We start from the raw sequence: 18,583 nt of genomic DNA on the forward strand, positions 1-18,583 counted from the left end.
CGCGCCCACTGGTCAGCCGCGGGTTGACACCGTGCCGTGCCCCCGACAGGGTCGTCGAAGTTTCTCCGGGCAGCACGCCCGCACCACACGAGCGACTGATGCATCCGAGGGCCATCTCGCCAAGATGGACCCCAGGCTGCACTTGGCGGGTCGACCGGCGTGGTCGTGGGCGGGAGGACGCGGGGGGAGCGAGTCGACCAGTAGACAACGCTCGTGACGCTGGCACCCGGTCAGCGCGCGGACGGTCCGAAGGTCCTCGTCGTTCCCCCCGTCCTGCCCCTCCCGCAGCGGCGGCCGATAGGTTCTGCCGGTGAGCGCAGCACCTCGTGACGACCGACCCGCCCTCCCCGGCCGGGGTCGGGTCGTCATGGTGGTGCCCACCTACGACGAGGCCGACAACATCGTGCCGCTGCTGCGCCGTCTGCGCGCAGCCCAGCCCGACGTCGACGTGCTGGTCGTCGACGACGGGTCCCCCGACGGCACCGGGGCGCTGGCCGAGCAGTACGCCGCCTCCGACTCAGCCGTGAGCGTGCTGCACCGCACCGAGAAGCAGGGCCTGGGCGCGGCGTACCTCCACGGCTTCCGCGTCGCGCTGGAGCGCGGCTACGACGTGGTGGGGGAGATGGACGCCGACGGCTCCCACCAGCCCGAGCAGCTCGGTCGGCTGCTGGAGGCACTGCCCGGCGCCGACCTGGTGATCGGGTCGCGCTGGGTGCCGGGCGGGTCGATCGTGAACTGGCCGCGCCACCGCGAGCTGCTCTCGCGCGGCGGCAACCTCTACACCCGCACGCTGCTGGGCATCGGGGTGCGCGATGCCACGGCGGGCTTCCGGCTGTTCCGCCGCGAGACCCTGGAGCGGATCCACCTGGAGGAGACCGCCTCGCTCGGCTACGTCTTCCAGACCGACCTGGCGCACCGCACCCTGCGGGCGGGGCTGCGGGTGCGGGAGGTGCCGATCGAGTTCGTCGAGCGGGTGCGCGGGGAGTCCAAGATGAGCCGGGCGGTGGCGACCGAGTCGCTGCGGCGCATCACGGCCTGGGGGATCGAGGAGCGCGCCCAGCAGCTCCGGCGCGCCGTACGCCGCCTGCGGGCGCCCGGAACAGCGCCGCGCGACCGCACGTTGGGCAGGACATGAGCACCTCCACGCCCCCGACCCGCCGACGCCGCTTCCCCTGGTGGCTCCTGGGGGTGGCGTTCGTCGTCGTGCCGCTCGTGGAGATCTGGACGATCATCCAGGTCGGTCAGGTGATCGGTGCCTGGTGGACGCTCGGGCTGCTGGTGCTCAGCGGCGTGGTCGGGTCGTGGCTGGTCAAGCGCGAGGGGGCCCGCACGATGCGTGCCTTCCGCGACGCGCTGTCGGCCGGGCGGATGCCCCACCGCGAGCTGGCCGACGGCATCCTGATCCTGGTCGGCGGCACGCTGATGCTGACCCCCGGCTTCGTCTCCGACGTGCTGGGCATCCTGATGATCCTGCCCCTGACCCGGCCGCTGGGCCGCACCGTGCTCGCCGGGGCCATCAGCCGCCGGCTGGTCGCCTCGGGCGGACCGGGGCTCACCGGTGGCGGCGCCGGCTTCGGTCCCGGCCCGGGCACGGGACCGGTCACCGACCCCCGGGCACGACGACGCCCCGGACCCGGTGACGTGGTCCAGGGCGAGGTCGTCGACTGAGCAGGCTCCCCGAGGGGGTCGCCGCGGTCGTCAGGCCTTGGCGGCGCGCTTCTTGCGGGCGTTGGGCCGGTGGAGGTGGGCCGGGCCGATCTGGCCGCCACGGAGCAGGTCGATGCGCTCGGCGAGGATGTCCTCGAGCTCCTTCTCGGAGCGGCGCTCGAGCAGCATGTCCCAGTGGGTGCGGGCGGGCTTCTCGGCCTTCACCTCGGGCTCGATGCCGGAGGTGGCGCGGGCCTCGGCACCGCAGCGTGGGCACTCCCACAGCGCCGGGATGTCGGCCTCGACGGACATCGTGATCTCGAAGTCGTGGCCCTGCGAGCAGAGGTAGCCGACCTGCTGCCGGGCGGCGAACTCGATGCCGCGCTCGTCCTCGAAGCTCTGGCCGCCCAGACGGGCTCCTCGCAGCGTGCGCTCTCCCACGTGTCCTCCAACGGTGTGCACCGGTCGGGTCGCGACGGTGACTGACGGTCTGTGTGCTCGGACGGCGCGCAGCCGCTGCTGGGCGGCGCGTCAGGCCCGGGTGGGCCGAGGTCCTGAGTGCTCGGACGCCTTGGGCATCACGTCCGGCACAACGAACGACGTCTGACGAGCATTCCCCATCGGTCCCGGTTTCACACCATCCAGAGGGTCCCGAGCGGCGAGGATCACGCGATCTGGCCCCCATGGACTAGGCCAGCGGGTACGCCGGGCCCGGCACCGACGGGCCTACATGCTGCTGGGCACCCGGTTGCCGGCCTCGCGGATGCCGCGGGCGGGGTCGAGGCGGAGCAGGAAGAACGCACCGAGGACGAAGAACACGATCAGCGCGAGGATCGCGGGACGGTAGGACCCGGTCAGCTGGAAGACCACGCCGAAGAGCAGCGTGCCGAACCACGAGGTGCCCCGCTCCGCTGCGTTGTAGAGGCTGAAGTAGGCGCCCTCACGGCCGCGGGGGATGAGCAGGCTGAAGAACGAGCGCGAGAGGGCCTGGGTGCCACCCATCACCACTCCGATCGCCACGGCCACCGCGAGGAACAGCGCGATGTTGCCCGCGGGCAGGAGCAGGGCCGCGACCACGATCGCCATCCAGGCGAAGGTGCCCCACAGGATCAGCCGGTAGGCGCCGTGCCGCGCGGCCAGCCGCCCGAAGAACAGCGCGCCCCCGAAGGCGACGAACTGGATCAGCAGGATGGTCGCGATCAGCACCGACGTCTCGAACCCGAGCTGCTTCTGGCCGTAGGTGGACGCTGCGTAGATGACGGTCTGGATGCCGTCGTTGTAGAAGACGTAGGCCAGCAGGAAGGTCAGCGTCATGGGGTACTTGCGCATGTCCTTGAACGTGTCGGCGAGCTGGCCGAAGCTGCGCCGCAGCACCCCGCCCTCGACCGGCACCACGTCGAGCGGCGCGTGGTCGCGCAGCCGGACGAACGGGATGATCGTGAACCCGGCCCACCACACGGCGGCCGAGAGCAGCGAGAGCCGCACGGCGGTCTCGGTGTCGAGGCCGAACGTGTCCGGGAGCAGCACCAGCACGAGGTTGAGCAGCAGCAGCACCCCGCCGCCGAGGTAGCCGAAGGCCCAGCCGCGCGAGGAGACGTGGTCGCGCTCCTCCTCGGTGGAGATGTCGACCAGGATCGCGTAGTAGCTCACCATCGCGCAGCCGGCGAGCACGCTGCTCATCACGACCGCCACGGCCCCCAGCTGCCAGTTGTCGCCCTCCATGAGGAACAGCAGCGAGGCGAACGCCGCACCGGCCCAGGCGAAGAACGCCATGTGACGCTTCTTGTGGGCCGAGCGGTCCACCCACGCCCCGACCACGGGCAGCACGAAGGCTCCGGCGATGGTGGCGAAGCTGGTCAGGTAGCTCGGCAGCGACCCCGCCGCCAGGTCGAGCCCCAGCAGGCTGACGGTGCGGCTGCACGTCTCGTCGGCGTCGGTGCAGCCGGCGGCCCGGCCGGCCACGGTGATCATGTAGGGACCGAACAGCACGCTCAGCACGGTCGTGTAGTAGGCCGAGTTGGCCCAGTCGTACCAGTTCCACGCCCGCTGCTGGCGGCGCCGGTCGAGAGGGGAGAGGTCGGCGATGCCGACCGGGGCGGGGGTGCTCATGCGGGGTCCTCCCAGACGCCTCGGCGCCGCAGCACGTCCCGACAGACGTCGGTGCGGTCGGTGATCAGGCCGTCGACCCCGAGGTCGAGCAGCTCCTCCATCTCCTCGGCGTCGTCGACGGTCCAGACGTGCACCTGGGCGCGGGCGGCGTGGGCGCGGCGTACGAACCCCCGGGTGACGACCGGGACCGGCCCGCGCCGGTGTGGCACCTGCAGCGCCGCGACGCGGCCGCGGGTCAGCGCGCGGGCGAGGCGACCCGACAGCGTGCCCGCGAAGACGGCCACCTCGGCCGGGGAGGCCGACGTGGCGACGCGGCCACGGGTCAGGTCGCGGAACCGGTCGAGCCGGCGTTGGCCGAAGGAGCCGATGCAGACACGGTCGTGGGCACGGGTGCGCTCGATCAGCTCGACCAGGGGCTCGACCGCGCCGGCGGACTTGAGGTCGATGTTGAACCGCGCTCCGGGCAGCTCCTCGAGCAGCTCGGCCATCCGCGGGACGGCGTGCTCGCCCCCGATGCGCGCCCGCGCGACCTGGTCGGCCCGGAGCCGGTCGAGCCGGCCGGTGCCGTCGGTGACGCGGTCGAGCACCGCGTCGTGGAAGGCCAGCAGGGTGCCGTCGCTGGTCGCGTGCACGTCGGTCTCGAGGTAGGTGTAGCCCAGCGCGGCGGCGTGCCGGAACGCGTGGAGGGTGTTCTCGGCCCCCGGGATCTCGGGGTGACGCACGCCGCCGCGGTGCGCCATCGCGATCACGGCGCCCCCCGCCCGACCCTGGTCGAGGTAGGGGTACCCCGTGCGCGGCGGCGGGGGGTGGCTCACGGGGGAAGTATGGGCGGGCACCTGGTCATCGTGCCGGGCGCAACGCCGCCGGCACATCCGCCGGCGTACTCAGCCGACCGTGACCCGACCCGCCTCGACGTGCCACCGCTCGTCGAGCCGCACCGTGTCGAGCAGCCGGCGGTCGTGGGTGACCAGGAGCATCGCGCCCTCGTAGGACTCCAGCGCCTGCTCGAGCTGCTCGATCGCCGGCAGGTCGAGGTGGTTGGTGGGCTCGTCGAGCACCAGCAGGTTGACGCCGCGGGCCTGCAGCAGCGCCATCGCCGCCCGGGTGCGCTCGCCGGGGGAGAGGCGTCCCACCCGGCTGGTGACCTGGTCGGCCTTGAGACCGAACTTGGCGAGCAGCGTGCGGACCTCGGCCGGCGGCAGCTGCGGCAGCACCGCCTCGAACGCCTCGCCCAGCGGCAGCAGCTCGTCGAGGCCGGTGCGGGCCTGGTCGATCTCGCCGATCGCCACCGACGCCCCCAGGCTCGCCCGGCCGGTCGTGGGCTCGAGGCGCCCCAGCAGCAGCCGCAGCAGCATGGTCTTGCCCGCGCCGTTGGGCCCGGTGACGCCGATGCGCGTCCCGGCGCCGACCTGGAGCGAGACCGGGCCGAGGGTGAAGCTCCCCAGCGTGGCGGTCGCCGCGTCCAGGGTCGCCACGACCGAGCTCGAGCGGGACGCACGGCCGACGGTGAACTGCAGGACCCACTCCTTGCGCGGCTCCTCCACCTCCTCCAGGCGCGCGATCCGCGACTCCATCTGGCGCACCTTCTGCGCCTGCTTCTCCGAGGACTCGACGCTCGCCCTGCGACGGATCTTGTCGTTGTCGGGCGCCTTCCTGATCGCGTTGCGGACCCCCTGGGAGCTCCACTCGCGCTGGGTGCGGGCCCGTCCCACGAGGTCGGCCTTCTTGTCGGCGAACTCCTCGTAGGCCTCGCGGGCGTGACGTCTCGCGGTGGCCCGCTCCTCCAGGTAGGCGTCGTAGCCGCCGTCGTACACCGCGACCTGGTGCTGGGCGAGGTCGAGCTCGACCACGCGCGTCACCACCCGGGAGAGGAACTCGCGGTCGTGGGAGACCAGCACGACGCCCGACCGCAGGCCCTGCACGAACGCCTCCAGCCGGTCGAGGCCGGCGAGGTCGAGGTCGTTGGTCGGCTCGTCGAGCAGCACCGCGTCGAAGCGACTGAGCAGCAGTGCGGCGAGCGCCGCCCGGGCGGCCTGGCCCCCGGACAGCGAGGTCATCAGCGCCTCCGGTCCCACCTCGAGCCCGAGGTCGGCCAGGAGGGGAGGGAGCCGGTCGTCGAGGTCGGCGGCGCCGCTGGCCAGCCAGTGGTCCAGGGCGCGCGCATAGGCGTCCTCGGCCTCGCGGGTGCCCTCGCCCAGCGCCTCCGCGGCCTGTTCCATCGCCTCGGTCGCCGGGGCGGCGCCGGTGCGGCGACCGACGTACGCCGCGACGGTCTCGCCCGGCACCCGCTCGTGCTCCTGCGGCAACCAGCCGACGAAGGCGTCCGCAGGCGCCGTCGACAGGGTGCCGCCGAGCGGGGCGAGGTCACCGGCCAGGATCCGGAGCAGCGTGGTCTTCCCGGCCCCGTTGGCCCCGACCACGCCGACGACGTCGCCCGGCGCCACGGTCAGGTCGAGGTGCTCGAACAGGGTGCGGTGCGCGTGGCCCCCGGCGAGGTCCTTGGCGACGAGGTGGGCACTCACCGGGCGAGCGTAGTGGGGGTGGTGCGGTGCGTCGTGCGAGGTGGTCGTCCGGGTGACGAGGACGTACGACGCGTCACGCGTCCGCATCGGATCGGAGGCGCTGCGGTCGGGTACCGGCCCCGCATGAAGCTGATGCGCACCGCCGCCATGATCGGGATCGCCAAGAAGGTCTACGACGAGGCCCAGAAGCCGGAGAACCAGGCCAAGATCCAGGCTGCCGTCCAGCGGCTGCGTGACCGGAAGCAGCCGCGCCGCCACTGAGCCTCTTCAGGAGGGCGCAGCCTCGCCACCGGTGACGTCGGCCACCTTCTCCTGGCTGGTCCTGCTCTGGCAGGCGATGGCCCACCCGTTCCCGTACACGAAGAAAGCGTAGTCGGCCTTGCGACCCGTGATGTGGTTGATCACCTCTCCGGCGAGGTAGGCGTCGCGCGCCTGGTCATCCTCGAACTCACTGATCCGCAGCTTGCCGTATGCCGACTCACAGGCCCGCGTGTAGCTGGCGTGGCGGTCGGACTGGCGGCCGGGGAAGACCGTGCCGCCGACGCACCGCGTCATGTCCGTGAGCTCCGCCTCGGAGAACCGGAGCTTGCTGCCGCACGCACCCAGCGCCAAGCACGCGAGGACCATCACCGCGACGCTGCCCGAGCGGCGATGCGTGATGTGCCACATGGTGGTCATCGTTCCTGATCGAGGCTGCTGTGAGGCGGGAGTCCTGAGGGAGTCGGGTCGGCAGCACCGAGCTCCCAGGGCCGGGACGTCATACGAGGTGGTCGCTTGGACGGCCGGCTCGTATGACGTCCCACTGAGCGTCGGACGAGGTGGTCGCTCGGACGACCAGGTCGTATGACGCGCCGGGGTCTCGACGGACCTGAGCGGCACCGGCGCCCGAACAACGATCAGTTCGGCCATCACGGGGTGAACCTCAGGCGGTCCGACGTCGTCGGGCGGGCGAACTGATCGTCGTTTGGGTCGCGCAGCGCGATGGTCTCGACCCGCCCGGGCCGGCCTACAGGTCGTGGAAGGTCTCGATCTGGGCGCCGAGCTCGTTGAGGCGCTCGGCCAGGCCCTCGTAGCCGCGGTGGATGACGTACGTCGACCGCAGCACCGACGTGCCCTTGCTGGCGAGCATCGCCAGCAGGATGACCACGGCCGGCCGCAGCGCCGGGGGACAGACGACCTCGGTGCCCGACCAGCGGGTCGGGCCCTCGATCATCACCCGGTGGGGGTCCATCAGGGTGACCTTGCCGCCCAGCTTGTTCAGCTCGGTGAGGTAGATCGCGCGGTTCTCGTAGACCCAGTCGTGCAGCATCGTCTGGCCCTGCGCCACGGCCGCGATCACAGCGAAGAACGGCAGGTTGTCGATGTTGAGGCCCGGGAACGGCATCGGGTGGATCTTGTCGAGCGGCGCGTGCAGCACCGAGTGGTGGGTGGTGAGGTCGGCGAGCCGGGTGCGGCCGTTGGCCGCGACGTACTCCTCGGACAGGGTGTAGCGGAAGCCCATCTCCTCCAGCACCGACAGCTCGATCTCGAGGAACTCGATCGGGACCCGCTTGACGGTGATCTCGGAGTCGGTGACGATCGCGGCGGCCAGCAGCGACATCGCCTCGATCGGGTCCTCGCTGGGGGAGTAGTCGACGTCGACGTCGATCTCGGTGCAGCCGGTGACCGTCAGGGTCGTGGTGCCGATGCCCTCGACGACGACGCCGAGCTTCTGCAGGTAGAAGCAGAGGTCCTGGACCATGTAGTTGGACGAGGCGTTGCGGATCACCGTGGTCGAGTCGCACAGCGCGGCGGCCATGAGGGCGTTCTCGGTGACGGTGTCGCCGCGCTCGGTGAGCACGATCGGGCGCCGCGGGGTGATGCCGGGGGAGACGTTGGCGTGGTAGCTGCCCTCGGTCGCCTTGACCTGCAGGCCGAAGGGACGCAGCGCGGTCATGTGCGGCTCGACGGTGCGGGTGCCGAGGGAGCAGCCGCCGGCGTACGGCAGCTCGAAGTCGCTCATCCGGTGCATCAGCGGGCCGAGGAACATGATGATCGAGCGCGTACGTCGTGCCGCGACCTCGTCGATCGAGGCCAGGTCGAGGTTGGCGGGCGGGATGATCTCGAGGTCGTTCTCGGCGTTGAGCCAGCGCGTCCTCACGCCCAGGCTGTCGAGCACCTCGAGCAGCCGGTTGACCTCCTCGATCCGGGCGACCCGGCGCAACGTCGTGCGGCCGCGGTTGAGCAGTGCGGCGCACAGCAGCGCCACGCCGGCGTTCTTGGAGGTCTTGACCTCGATCGAGCCGCGGAGCGTGGTGGGGCCCTGGACCCGCAGGTGCGTGGGGCCCTGCCCGAGGTTCATCAGGGGCTGGTCGAGCGCCTCGCCGATGCGGGCGAGCATGTCGAGGGAGAGGTTCTGGTGGCCGCGCTCGATGCGGTTGACGGCGCTCTGGCTGGTGCCCAGCTCGTCGGCCAGCTGCTGCTGCGTCCAGCCACGGTGCTTGCGGGCGTCGCGGATCAGGTTGCCGATGCGCTTCAGGTAGTCCTCAGTCACGCCCGGCACGCTATCTCAGATATGAGATAGGTCTAGCGACGCCGTGCGGGGCGTGTCGGCCGGATCACGTCGGCATTCTCAGACAACGTTCGACCAGTTCGGCGTCGTCTCGACCGGCCAGCCGGTAGGGTCGGCGCCGAGGGGAGTACCCCACCAAGTCGCGCTCGGTCAGTACGGGACCACAGGTCCTCCGGTCGCGAGCCCGTCGGCACCAGTCCGTCGGGTGGGGGAGACCTCAGGCCATCGCACCTGACCTGAGGAGATCCTCCTGTGCTGATCCCGCACGCCGCCGCATCCGGCGGCCTCGAGACCATCGGGACGCCCACGCTGTGGGCCGCCACGATCGGCGCCGTCGTCGCGCTGCTGGCGCTCGACTTCGTCATCACCCGCAAGCCGCACGCCGTGTCGATGAAGGAGGCCGTCGGCTGGTCGGTCTTCTACGTCGCGCTCCCGCTCACCTTCGGCGCCTGGATCTGGTCGCAGTACGGCCAGGGCACCGGGGTGGAGTACCTCACCGGCTACCTCGTCGAGAAGTCGCTGAGCGTGGACAACCTGTTCGTCTTCATGCTGCTGCTCACCGCGTTCGCGGTGCCCAAGGAGCTGCAGCAGCGGGTGCTGCTCTACGGCATCATCGGCGCGCTGGTGCTGCGCGGCATCTTCATCGCGCTCGGCGCCGCCGCGCTCAACAGCTTCGACGCCGCTTTCCTCGTCTTCGGCGCCATCCTGCTGATCACCGGCATCAAGCTCCTCAAGGACGCGCTGAGCGACGAGGAGCACGAGATGGACGTCGACCAGATCAAGAGCGTCAGGTTCGTACGCCGCTTCATGCCGGTCACCAAGGACTACGAGGGTCCCAGGATGTTCGGCCGCATCGACGGCACGCGGGCGCTGACGCCGTTCGCGCTGGTCACCATCGCCGTGCTCGCCACCGACATCGTCTTCGCGGTCGACTCGGTGCCGGCCGTCTACGGCATCACCGGCGACCCCTACCTGGTCTTCGCCACGAACGCCTTCGCGCTGCTCGGCCTGCGGGCGCTCTACTTCGTGCTCGAGGCGGCGCTGAGCAAGCTGGTCCACCTGTCCTTCGGCCTGGCCGCGATCCTGTTCTTCATCGGCGCCAAGCTGGTCCTGCACTGGGGCCACCTCACCTGGCCGAGCGTCCCGGAGATCCCCACGGTGGCCTCGCTGTTCGTGATCGTCGGCATCCTGGCGATCACCACCGTGACCAGCCTGATGGCCTCCAAGAAGGCCGAGCAGCGGCAGGCCTCGGGCACCCAGGAGGACACGGAGGAGAGCACGGAGGAGGACTCCCGCGTCGCGCGGTGACCGGACCCGGAGCAGGATGGTCGCCATGACTCCTGGGAGGGAACAGGCCGAGCTGGTCCTCGGGCCGCTGCTGCGCTTCGTCGACCACACCGAGGCGGCCGTGTGGGTGGAGACCGACCGGGCGTGCACCGTCCGGGTCACCGCCGGCACGGCCGGGGGAGAGGCACGCACGTTCGGGGTGCACGGCCACCACTACGCGCTGGTGGAGGTCGGCGGCCTGGAGCCGGGCACCGTCACGGCGTACGACGTGGAGCTGGTCGTCGAGGACACCGTGACCCACGTCTGGCCGCCGGACCGCCACGTCGCGGTCGGCCCGACCGAGGACAGCGCGGCCGACGCGACCGAGCTCGACCTGCCGCCGTCGGTGATCAGCACGCTGCGCCGGGGCAAGCCGCCGCGGATCGCCTTCGGGTCGTGCCGCACCAGCGTCAGCCACGACCGCGAGGGCAACGCCACCCACGGCGTGGACGCGATGCGCGCCTACGCGCTGGCCATGGCGGGCGTGACCTCCGACGAGCAGCTGCGCTGGCCCGACCTGGTCGTCTTCCTCGGCGACCAGGTCTACGCCGACGAGACCACCGAGGCGATGCGGGAGTTCATCTCCTCGCGGCGCGACATCGACGAGCCGCCGGGCACCGAGCTCCAGGACTACGAGGAGTACGCCCACCTCTACCGGCTGGCCTGGAGCGACCCCGCCAACCGCTGGCTGCTCTCGACGCTGCCGAGCCTGATGATCTTCGACGACCACGACGTCCGCGACGACTGGAACACCTCCCACGCCTGGCGGCAGCAGATGGAGCAGACCGAGTGGTGGCACGGCCGGATCGTGGCCGGGCTGGCGTCGTACTGGGTCTACCAGCACGTCGGCAACCTCGCAGCCGAGGACCGGGCCAAGGACGAGGTCTGGCAGCAGGTCACGGCCCACGACGGGCCGGACGAGCTCGACCTGAGCAGCGTCCTCGACGGCTTCGCCGAGCGCGTGGACGCGGAGCCTGAGACCTACCGCTGGAGCTACGCGCGCGACCTCGAGGGCAGCCGCCTGGTGGTGGTCGACTCGCGGGCCGCGCGCGTGCTCGAGGCCGACGACCGGGCGCTGCTCGACGACGGCGAGCTGGCCTGGCTCGACGAGCAGCTGCAGGGCGACGTCGACCACCTCTTCATCGGCACCTCGCTGCCCTGGCTGCTGCCGCCGGGCCTGCAGCACCTCGAGGCCTTCAGCGAGGCGCTGGCCGGGGGTGCGTGGGGCGCGCGCGGCGCGAAGGCCGGCGAGTGGGCCCGCCAGACCGTCGACCTCGAGCACTGGGGCGCGTTCCAGGACACCTTCCGCAAGGTCGCCGAGATGGTCGTGCAGGTGGCCACGGGGGAGCGCGGCCGGGCGCCGCGGACGGTCACGTTCCTGTCAGGCGACGTGCACCACAGCTACGTCTCGGAGGTGACCCGGCTCGCCGACGGCGACACCCGGCGGCTGCAGAGCCGCGTGCTCCAGCTCGTCTGCTCGCCGATCCGCAACCCGCTGCCGCGCTCGATGCGGTACGCCACCGCCGTGCTGTCCTACGGGGTCGCGGGCGTGCTCGGACGGCTGGCGAGCCGGTCGGCCCACGTGGCGGAGCCGCCGTTCCGCTGGGAGCGGCTGCGCGGCCCGTGGTTCGACAACAACCTGGCGGTGGCCGAGGTCACCGACGACGGGCTGCTGCTGTCGTGGTCCAAGGGCGAGGTCGACGGCGGTGACGAGCACCTCCCGGTGCTGACCCGCGTGTGCGACGTACGGCTGGACGCGGCGGCGGTCACCCGCTGACGGCCCGACCGCCCCGACCGCCCCGACGGCCCGGCTGTGGGGCTCGGCTAGGTTCGGTGGCATGAGTGGCATGAGCGAGGACCAGCTCCAACCCGAGGACTCCCTGGACGACCGCGGCACCGCCGACGTGCTCGACGAGGGCTACAGCCCGCCCGAGCGCGAGCCCGACCACCTCAAGCACCCCGAGGGCGGCGAGTCCCTCGAGGACCGGCTCGACGACGAGGAGCCCGAGGTCTGGGAGGCCGCCGAGGCCGAGGCACAGGCCGGACCCGACGACATCGTCGACGGTGACGTCGGGGGAGAGGTCGGCGACGAGCGCACCGGGCGGCTGATGGCCCCCGACGAGGGCGCCCACGCCGACGTCGACAAGGACCTGACCGCCGAGGACGAGGGCATCGACGGCGCCGGCGCCAGCGCCGAGGAAGCCGCGATGCACACGATCGACGACGTCTAGGCACCACCACGTGCGACCCGGCGGGCGGGTACTCAGGGCGACCTGAGTACCCGCCCGCTCGTGCGTCCCGGTGCGGTCGCGGGAGGCTGCTGGACATGAGCCGCACCGTCACCGCCCCGTCCACCACGACCGCCTTCTACGCCCAGTCGGGCATCGCCTTCGCCGTGGCCCTGGCCGCGGTCACGCTGGGCATCTGGAACCTCCCCGTCGGGGCGTGGGAACGCGCCTTCCTCGCCATCGGGACGCTGTTCCTGGTCACCGCGACCTTCACGCTGGCCAAGTGCGTGCGTGACGCGCAGGAGACCTCCCAGGTGGTGCACCGTCTCGACCAGGCGCGCGTCGACAAGATCCTGGCCGAGCACGACCCCTTCAACGCACCCGTGTGAGGTGTGGCCGTGTGAGGTGTGGCCGGGTGAGGTGTGGCCCGGCCCGCCCCGGGGAACAGGCCACCCGTGAAGACACGAGAGATCGGCAACGAGACCACCGGGCGCGTGCAGGTCGGCGCGATCGGGCTGGGCCTGATGACCTTCGACCAGTCCGGCGCGCAGCCCCGGCAGCAGCTGCTCGACACCGTCACCGCGGCCCTCGAGGCCGGCGTGACGCTGTTCGACACCGCGGACGCCTACGGCTACGGCGACGACGGCGAGGACGCCCAGGGCCAGAACGAGCGACTGGTCGCCGGGCTCCTGGACGAGCTCGGGGTGCGTGACCGCGTGCTGCTCGCGACCAAGGGCGGCCACGTGCGGGGCGAGGGCGGGTCGTGGGACACCGACTCCTCGCGCGACCACCTCGTGGCCGCCGTCGACGCCTCGCTGGACCGGCTCGGCGTCGAGCAGCTCGCGCTGTGGCAGCACCACCGGCCCGACCCCGACGTGGCCTACGAGGACGTCGTCGCCACGCTGAAGGAGATCGCCGACGCCGGCAAGGTCCGGATGATCGGCCTCTCCAACGCCGACCCCGAGCAGATCCGACTCGCCCACTCGGTGCTGGGGGACCACCTGGTGAGCGTGCAGAACCAGTTCTCGCCCAAGTTCCGCTCGAGCCGCCCCGAGATCGAGGTCTGCGAGGAGCTCGGCCTGGCGTTCCTGCCGTGGAGCCCCCTGGGCGGGCTGGGCGACGCCAAGGAGCTGGCCGAGAAGCACCCGGCCTTCGCCGAGATCGCGCGCGATCGCGGGGTCAGCGCCCAGCAGGTCGCACTGGCGTGGGAGCTCGCGCAGTCCGACTGCGTGATCCCGATCCCCGGCGCCAAGCGGCCGTCGTCGGTCACCGACTCGGCCGCCGCGGCCGACCTCGAGCTGACTGCCGACGAGCTGGCCCGGCTCGACGCCGACTGAGGTCAGCCGCGGCCGAACACCTGCACCCAGTAGTAGCCGTAGCGGCTGCCCGGGACCACGGCGAGACCGACGCCCAGGTCCCGGGGGCCGCCGGTCATGATGTTGCGGCAGTGCCCCGCGGACGTGATCCAGGCCTGGACCACCGCGGCCGGGGTGCGCTGCCCGGCGGCGATGTTCTCGGCGTTGGCGTTCGGGTAGCCGGCCGCCCGGGCGCGGTCCCACGGTGACCTGCCGTCCAACGAGTCGTGGTCGAAGTAGCCCTGCTGGCCCATGTCCTGGGCGTGGGCGCGGCTGGCGAGGGTCAGGCGCGGCTCGGGGCGGAGCGGACCCACGGCGGGGTAGGTCGCGTCGCCGCAGGTGCGTGACACCGCCCGCGCCTGGTTGACCAGGCGCAGCACCTCGGCCTCCGGCGCGGACATGGTGCCGTCCTGGGCAGGCGCCGGGCTGGGGCTCGGGACGGGGGCCGGGCTGGGGGGCGGGGCGGGTGCCGGGCTGGTGCTGGGCAGCGGGGGAGCCGGGGTCGGCGGGCTCGGCGCCGGGGTGGCGGGATCCACGGCGCGGACGACGAGGGCACGGGGGCCGGTGACGACCCCGCGGGCGCGACGGGTCCCGCTGACGACGACGCGCAGCCACCCGTCGTACGCCCGGGCGGTGGGGAGGTCGAGCACCACGCCGCCACGGCGAATGCTGGTGGTGCGGTCCACGGTCGACCAGGCGGCCCCGCTGGTGCGCGCCTGCAGCGCCACCGACCGGCCCGCTCGCCAGGCGCCGCGCAGCTGCAGCCGCAGCGTCCGGTCGGTGCCGGCGTCGACCACCAGGCGCACGGTGCTCCAGCCGTCGACGCCGGTGCGTGCCGGGCCGCGGGCCTGCGCCGGCGACGCCGCGGAGAGGCTGCCGAGGACGACGGCGAGCAGGGTCAGCAACAGCCCCGCGGTCCGCGTCGTACGACGAGGGGGAGCGGTCATGCCCCCAGGGTCGCACCATTACGGACTATTCGGACACGAAACGGCCCGGGGGACTACCCCACGTCGGTGGCGAGCAGCTCCCGCAGGTGCTGGTCGACCTCGTCGAGGTAGGACGACTCGAACCCGAACAGGCCGAAGTGGCCGGCGATGCTGTGCAGCACCCGCAGCTCGGCTCCCGGGGTCAGCTCCTGCTCGGCCCGGCAGTCGCGCGGCGGGAAGAACATGTCCTCGTCGATCGGCATCACGAAGACCTTCGCGGTGACCCGCCCCAGGGCGGCCCCGAGGTCGCCGCCGGTGTGACGCGCGACGTCGCCGCGCTGCCACTTCCAGCCCATGCTCAGCAGGGCGTTGGGGTCCATCATCCCGAACAGCAGCCGGGTGAAGTTCTGCTGGAACTCCTCGAAGTCGTCCCACCCGAGCCCCTCGACCACCGGCGGGATGCCCTTCCAGAAGCCGCTGCGCCAGAACTCCGTGGAGAGCCCCATGATCGCCCAGATGTCGGCGTGGCGGGCGAGCCCGGCGGCGACGTCGGCGCTGCTGGCGTACTCCCCGCCGTTCCAGCCCGGGTCGGAGGTGATCGCGTCCATGAGGGTCTGGGTGAACAGGAAGTCGTGCGGCGTGTTCTGCGCGGTGCCGGCGATGGGCGCGGCGCGGAGCACCTTGTCCGGATAGCGCACCGCCCACTCCCAGGTCTGCTGAGCGCCCATGGACCCACCCACGACGAGCGCCAGCCGCTCGATGCCGAAATGATCGCGAAGCAGCTGCTCCTGGGCGCGGACGTCGTCACCGATCCGCACCTTCGGGAACTTCGACATCGCGATCGCGGGGTCGTCGGTCGTGTGCGGCGAGGTGGAGAGGCCGTTGCCGATCTGGTTGACCACGACGATGAAGTACTTCTCGGGGTCCAGCGCACGGCCGGCTCCGAGGTAGACCTGCCACCAGGTGGCGTGGGTGCCGGAGAACCAGGTCGGGACCAGGATGGCGTTGCCCTTGTCGGCGTCGAGCTCGCCGTACGTCGCGACGGCCAGCTGGAGGTCGTCGATGACGCCGCCCTCCTCGAGCTCGAAGCGGCCGAGCCCGACGAGCTCGTAGTCGCCCTGCATCTCGGCGGTGTAGAAGGGGTTCTCGAGCGGCACGTCGTCCTCCAGGGAGCGGGGCGTGACCCGCGTCACACCGGGGGTGCCAACCTAGCGAGGTCGACCACGCCGGGCACCTGCCCGGACGGAGGGGGCTCGGCGACGACCGACGGGCGGCCGTGCTCGGATGGGTGCGTGATCCGCGGACGCCGCGAGCAGGACCTCGCTCCGCTGTGCGAGGTGCTGAGGGTCCTGGGGCACCCCCGAGGCCGCGTCGTCGCCGCACGAGCGCCTCGACTGGCTCACCGGGCGCGAGGTCGAGCTCGCCTGGGTGTTCGACCAGGCGCCGGTGACCGTCGTGCCGACCGGCAGCGTCGTGGGCCACGTCGCGCTGCAGCGCTCGACTCGCATCCCGGCGCACGACGACGTGGTGGAGGTCGTCCAGCTGTTCGTGCGCCCGGGGCCGCTCCGTCGCGGGTTCGTGCCGGCCGCGGACCCGAGCGGGGCTGACGGCCTGTACGTCGCCCCCTGAGCCGTGGATATTCCGCCGATAAGCGACATTATGTCAACACACGTCGAGCGGACCTCCCCTCCCGGGCATCCGGTCCTGACGCGGGTCGTCCGGAATGCCCGCCCCTCGCCCCCTGTTGGCCAGGACGGAAGGAGCACCCCATGGACCACGACCGCCAGCACACCGCCCACGACAGCGACGAGCAAGCCGAGACCGTCGACCTCGGCCAGGAGCTGCGCGTCCCGGACCTGGTGTTCCCCGGCCAGCTCGCCGACCCGGCGTCGGCCCACCGGCTGGCCTGGGACCTGCTGGGGCGTCGCGCCCCGCGCGAGGCGCTCGAGGTGCTGGACGCCGCGCTCGCGCAGGACGAGCGCAACGTCGGCCTGCGCACGCTGCGGGCCTGGGCCTACCTGATGCAGGCCCGGCTGGGGCCGGCCGAGGCCGAGTTGCGCTGGCTGGTCGAGGCCGACCCCTCCGACGACTGGGCCCGCCACGCACTGGGACGCAGCCTGGAGCGGCAGTCGCGCTACGCCGACGCGCTGCCCCACCTGCGCCTCGCGGCCGCGATGACCGGCGACCCCGAGCACGAGACGGCGGTGCTGCGTGTGGAGCGCCGGCTGGCCGAGACCGGCGAGAGGCCCTACGACTCGCTGGGCTGACCGCTGGCCACGGCGCGCTGCGCACTCGTCGCGGCAGCCACCAGGGCGGCGGGGTCGTCGGCCCACAGCCGCACCGCGTCGACCTCCACCGTCCGCCGCCCGGGCAGCCGGACGGTGCGCGGACGGGCCAGCACGACCTCGACGTCGGTCTCCTGGGACACCGCGACGACCAGAACCCGGCTCCCCTGGTCCGCCAGCACCCGCGGCGGCTTGTCGGCGTAGCTGCGCCTGCGGGTCCGCACCATGTCGACCGCCTCCCACGGGAGCGTCACGTCGAGGTCCATGCCGTCACGGACCACCAGCCCGCCGGGGCCCACGGTGTGCGGTCGCACCAGGAGGCTGCACAGCAGGCCCACCATCCACACCAGTCCCCAGATCCCGAGCACCAGGAACGGGAACCGCACCAGGGGCCAGCGGTGCACCAGGACGTCGACGACCACCAGCTCGACCGCGGAGACCACGATGAAGACCACGACGAGCAGCCGCGTCGGGGCGTCGTAGCGGAACCCCGTCGCCCCCGCGGCGATCGCCGGACGTCGCAGCAGCAAGCGCAGGATGCTGTCGTACATCCGCACCTCCAGCACGAGCGCTCGTCCGGCCAGGCCGAGCAGCCGGGTCCGCAGCCGGACCGGCACGCCGTCTGCTCCCGTGGCGGTCACGACGCCGCTCCCCCGCCTTCCCGGCGCTCCTCGACGTCGAACCCGCCGTCGGCCGCGACCAGCCGGCCCAGCCGGGCGGCCACGGCGTCGAGACCCCGCGCGAAAGCCTCCCGGTCGGCCGGAGCGACGCTGTCGACCAGCGACGCCTCGACCGCGGCGTGCTCGGCCTGCATCTGCCGCATCAGCACCGTCGCCTCCTCGGTGAGCCTGAGCAGCACCGCGCGCCGGTCCGTCGGGTGCGGCGTACGACGGACGTGGCCGCTCGCCTCGAGCGCGTCGACCAGGGCCGAGACGTTGCGGGCGCTGACCTCGAGCGCCGCGGCGACCTGCTGCTGGGTCGAGGGCCCCGTGGTCTGCAGCACCCACAGCACGGCGACCCGGGCCTCGGTCAGCGGGGTGCCCTCAAAGGTGCGGGCGAGGTCGTGGCGCAGCAGGTGGGTCACCAGCAGCAGCGTGTCGAACAGACCTCGCGTCATGTCGTTACCCTAGCAGACTGTGAAGACAGGTAACGATCAATCGGGTTCGGCCCCCACCCACCGATTCCGCCCATGACCGGCGCCGGATCGGACTAGCCTCCCCGCAGCCAGCCCCGCACTCGGACCGAGGTCGACATGTCGCTCGAGCAGCCCACCACGCCCCCGCGGCCGCGTCGCCGGGTGCGCCGGCTGTGGATCGTCGTCGCGGTCGTCACGGTCCTGGCCCTCGTGGCCGCCGGGGTGACCGGCTACGCCTACGTCTCGGCCACCCGCGCGGCCGACGAGGCCGGTGCGGCGTACTCCCGGGACGTCGACGCCTACGTCGCACGCCTGGTGAAGGCGGAGAAGAGCATCAACGGCCTGACCCCGGCACTGGCCGACCCGCCCGCCCTCGCGCCGGCCCGGTTCGGGGACCGCAGCGCTGCGTACCGTGACGCCCGGGCCCGGCAGGCGGTGCTGCAGGTGCACCTCGACGAGGTGTTCGAGCGGATCCCGGACTTCGACCCGGACGCCACCT

At 72.4% G+C, this 18,583-nt stretch carries 21 protein-coding genes; 11 read left to right on the forward strand and 10 right to left on the reverse strand.

Annotation, left to right across the window (positions count from 1 at the left end; all coding sequences use genetic code 11):
* Positions 1 to 310: 310 nt before the first annotated feature.
* Both ASG49_RS07440 and ASG49_RS07445 read left to right on the forward strand, forming a co-directional pair.
* Complete coding sequence (locus ASG49_RS07440; protein ID WP_235561942.1) at positions 311 to 1,135, forward strand: polyprenol monophosphomannose synthase; 825 nt, start codon at positions 311 to 313, stop codon at positions 1,133 to 1,135.
* Positions 1,132 to 1,668, forward strand: a complete 537-nt coding sequence (locus ASG49_RS07445) for an FxsA family protein (protein ID WP_056539049.1) — start codon at positions 1,132 to 1,134, stop codon at positions 1,666 to 1,668. Before ASG49_RS07440 ends, ASG49_RS07445 begins: the two co-directional genes overlap by 4 nt.
* Positions 1,669 to 1,698: 30 nt before the next feature.
* Here ASG49_RS07445 and ASG49_RS07450 read toward each other — a convergent pair whose 3' ends face one another.
* From ASG49_RS07450 to ASG49_RS07465, 4 genes are all read right to left on the reverse strand, one after another.
* Entirely contained in the window at positions 1,699 to 2,088 is a 390-nt protein-coding gene (locus ASG49_RS07450) for an RNA polymerase-binding protein RbpA (RefSeq protein WP_056539052.1), read from the reverse strand.
* A gap of 285 nt (positions 2,089 to 2,373) precedes the next feature.
* Entirely contained in the window at positions 2,374 to 3,756 is a 1,383-nt protein-coding gene (locus ASG49_RS07455) for an MFS transporter (protein ID WP_056539055.1), read from the reverse strand.
* Positions 3,753 to 4,571, reverse strand: coding sequence for a glycerophosphodiester phosphodiesterase (locus tag ASG49_RS07460; RefSeq protein ID WP_235561943.1), 819 nt, complete (start codon positions 4,569 to 4,571; stop codon positions 3,753 to 3,755). Before ASG49_RS07460 ends, ASG49_RS07455 begins: the two co-directional genes overlap by 4 nt.
* A gap of 69 nt (positions 4,572 to 4,640) precedes the next feature.
* Positions 4,641 to 6,278, reverse strand: coding sequence for an ABC-F family ATP-binding cassette domain-containing protein (locus ASG49_RS07465; protein ID WP_056539997.1), 1,638 nt, complete (start codon positions 6,276 to 6,278; stop codon positions 4,641 to 4,643).
* A 123-nt stretch (positions 6,279 to 6,401) separates the two neighbouring features.
* Here ASG49_RS07465 and ASG49_RS18545 point away from each other — a divergent pair, with 123 nt between their 5' ends.
* Positions 6,402 to 6,539, forward strand: coding sequence for a hypothetical protein (locus ASG49_RS18545; protein WP_156384209.1), 138 nt, complete (start codon positions 6,402 to 6,404; stop codon positions 6,537 to 6,539).
* A 6-nt stretch (positions 6,540 to 6,545) separates the two neighbouring features.
* On the opposite strand, the gene ASG49_RS07470 is transcribed toward ASG49_RS18545, so the two are convergent.
* Both ASG49_RS07470 and ASG49_RS07475 read right to left on the reverse strand, forming a co-directional pair.
* Positions 6,546 to 6,956 carry a hypothetical protein gene (locus ASG49_RS07470; RefSeq protein WP_056539058.1) on the reverse strand — a complete coding sequence of 137 codons (411 nt, stop codon included), beginning with the start codon at positions 6,954 to 6,956 and terminating at the stop codon, positions 6,546 to 6,548.
* 328 nt (positions 6,957 to 7,284) lie between these two features.
* Positions 7,285 to 8,811 (reverse strand): UDP-N-acetylglucosamine 1-carboxyvinyltransferase, encoded by a 1,527-nt coding sequence (locus tag ASG49_RS07475; RefSeq protein WP_056540000.1) that lies wholly within the window; start codon positions 8,809 to 8,811, stop codon positions 7,285 to 7,287.
* Between the two features lie 270 nt (positions 8,812 to 9,081).
* Between ASG49_RS07475 and ASG49_RS07480 the strand changes: the two genes are divergently transcribed.
* The 5 genes from ASG49_RS07480 (at position 9,082) to ASG49_RS07500 (ending at position 13,720) form a co-directional block, all read left to right on the forward strand.
* The gene (locus ASG49_RS07480; RefSeq protein ID WP_235561944.1) at positions 9,082 to 10,137 is read left to right on the forward strand and encodes a TerC family protein; all 1,056 of its coding nucleotides are present in this window, start codon (positions 9,082 to 9,084) and stop codon (positions 10,135 to 10,137) included.
* A gap of 25 nt (positions 10,138 to 10,162) precedes the next feature.
* Positions 10,163 to 11,932, forward strand: a complete 1,770-nt coding sequence (locus tag ASG49_RS07485; RefSeq protein ID WP_156384210.1) for an alkaline phosphatase D family protein — start codon at positions 10,163 to 10,165, stop codon at positions 11,930 to 11,932.
* 61 nt (positions 11,933 to 11,993) lie between these two features.
* Positions 11,994 to 12,386, forward strand: a complete 393-nt coding sequence (locus tag ASG49_RS07490) for a DUF5709 domain-containing protein (RefSeq protein WP_056539063.1) — start codon at positions 11,994 to 11,996, stop codon at positions 12,384 to 12,386.
* 95 nt (positions 12,387 to 12,481) lie between these two features.
* A complete protein-coding gene (locus tag ASG49_RS07495) occupies positions 12,482 to 12,772 on the forward strand; it encodes a YiaA/YiaB family inner membrane protein (protein WP_056539065.1) in 291 nt (96 codons plus the stop codon).
* Positions 12,773 to 12,838: 66 nt separating this feature from the next.
* Entirely contained in the window at positions 12,839 to 13,720 is an 882-nt protein-coding gene (locus ASG49_RS07500) for an aldo/keto reductase (RefSeq protein WP_056539068.1), read from the forward strand.
* Positions 13,721 to 13,722: 2 nt separating this feature from the next.
* Here the strand turns inward: ASG49_RS07500 and ASG49_RS18550 are convergent, their stop codons facing one another.
* Together ASG49_RS18550 and ASG49_RS07510 are read right to left on the reverse strand one after the other, a co-directional pair.
* A complete protein-coding gene (locus ASG49_RS18550; protein WP_156384211.1) occupies positions 13,723 to 14,685 on the reverse strand; it encodes a CAP domain-containing protein in 963 nt (320 codons plus the stop codon).
* A 53-nt stretch (positions 14,686 to 14,738) separates the two neighbouring features.
* Entirely contained in the window at positions 14,739 to 15,857 is a 1,119-nt protein-coding gene (locus ASG49_RS07510; RefSeq protein WP_304437950.1) for an alpha/beta fold hydrolase, read from the reverse strand.
* 235 nt (positions 15,858 to 16,092) lie between these two features.
* Between ASG49_RS07510 and ASG49_RS07515 the strand changes: the two genes are divergently transcribed.
* Together ASG49_RS07515 and ASG49_RS07520 are read left to right on the forward strand one after the other, a co-directional pair.
* On the forward strand, positions 16,093 to 16,293 hold the full coding sequence (locus ASG49_RS07515) for a hypothetical protein (protein WP_056539074.1): 201 nt from the start codon (positions 16,093 to 16,095) through the stop codon (positions 16,291 to 16,293).
* Between the two features lie 140 nt (positions 16,294 to 16,433).
* Entirely contained in the window at positions 16,434 to 16,931 is a 498-nt protein-coding gene (locus ASG49_RS07520) for a M48 family metallopeptidase (RefSeq protein WP_082533845.1), read from the forward strand.
* Here the strand turns inward: ASG49_RS07520 and ASG49_RS07525 are convergent.
* Complete coding sequence (locus ASG49_RS07525) at positions 16,913 to 17,590, reverse strand: hypothetical protein (protein ID WP_056539077.1); 678 nt, start codon at positions 17,588 to 17,590, stop codon at positions 16,913 to 16,915. The two genes, ASG49_RS07520 and ASG49_RS07525, sit on opposite strands and share 19 nt — an antisense overlap.
* A complete protein-coding gene (locus ASG49_RS07530) occupies positions 17,587 to 18,066 on the reverse strand; it encodes a MarR family winged helix-turn-helix transcriptional regulator (protein ID WP_056539080.1) in 480 nt (159 codons plus the stop codon). Before ASG49_RS07530 ends, ASG49_RS07525 begins: the two co-directional genes overlap by 4 nt.
* Positions 18,067 to 18,201: 135 nt before the next feature.
* On the opposite strand from ASG49_RS07530, the gene ASG49_RS07535 reads away from it, so the two are divergent.
* A partial coding sequence (locus ASG49_RS07535; protein ID WP_200936219.1) for a hypothetical protein occupies positions 18,202 to 18,583 on the forward strand: 382 nt, incomplete at its 3' end.

This window comes from Marmoricola sp. Leaf446, assembly GCF_001424755.1.
Taxonomy (GTDB): domain Bacteria; phylum Actinomycetota; class Actinomycetes; order Propionibacteriales; family Nocardioidaceae; genus Marmoricola.

Bases quoted from the DNA above. Each gene is read 5' to 3' on its own strand.
- ASG49_RS07445 (WP_056539049.1), top strand. From the start codon at position 1,132: ATGAGCACCTCCACGCCCCCGACCCGCCGACGCCGCTTCCCCTGGTGG.
- ASG49_RS07455 (WP_056539055.1), bottom strand. From the start codon at position 3,756: ATGAGCACCCCCGCCCCGGTCGGCATCGCCGACCTCTCCCCTCTCGAC.
- ASG49_RS18545 (WP_156384209.1), top strand. From the start codon at position 6,402: ATGAAGCTGATGCGCACCGCCGCCATGATCGGGATCGCCAAGAAGGTC.
- ASG49_RS07470 (WP_056539058.1), bottom strand. From the start codon at position 6,956: ATGACCACCATGTGGCACATCACGCATCGCCGCTCGGGCAGCGTCGCG.
- ASG49_RS07485 (WP_156384210.1), top strand. From the start codon at position 10,163: ATGACTCCTGGGAGGGAACAGGCCGAGCTGGTCCTCGGGCCGCTGCTG.
- ASG49_RS07490 (WP_056539063.1), top strand. From the start codon at position 11,994: ATGAGTGGCATGAGCGAGGACCAGCTCCAACCCGAGGACTCCCTGGAC.
- ASG49_RS07495 (WP_056539065.1), top strand. From the start codon at position 12,482: ATGAGCCGCACCGTCACCGCCCCGTCCACCACGACCGCCTTCTACGCC.
- ASG49_RS18550 (WP_156384211.1), bottom strand. From the start codon at position 14,685: ATGACCGCTCCCCCTCGTCGTACGACGCGGACCGCGGGGCTGTTGCTG.
- ASG49_RS07520 (WP_082533845.1), top strand. From the start codon at position 16,434: ATGGACCACGACCGCCAGCACACCGCCCACGACAGCGACGAGCAAGCC.
- ASG49_RS07530 (WP_056539080.1), bottom strand. From the start codon at position 18,066: ATGACGCGAGGTCTGTTCGACACGCTGCTGCTGGTGACCCACCTGCTG.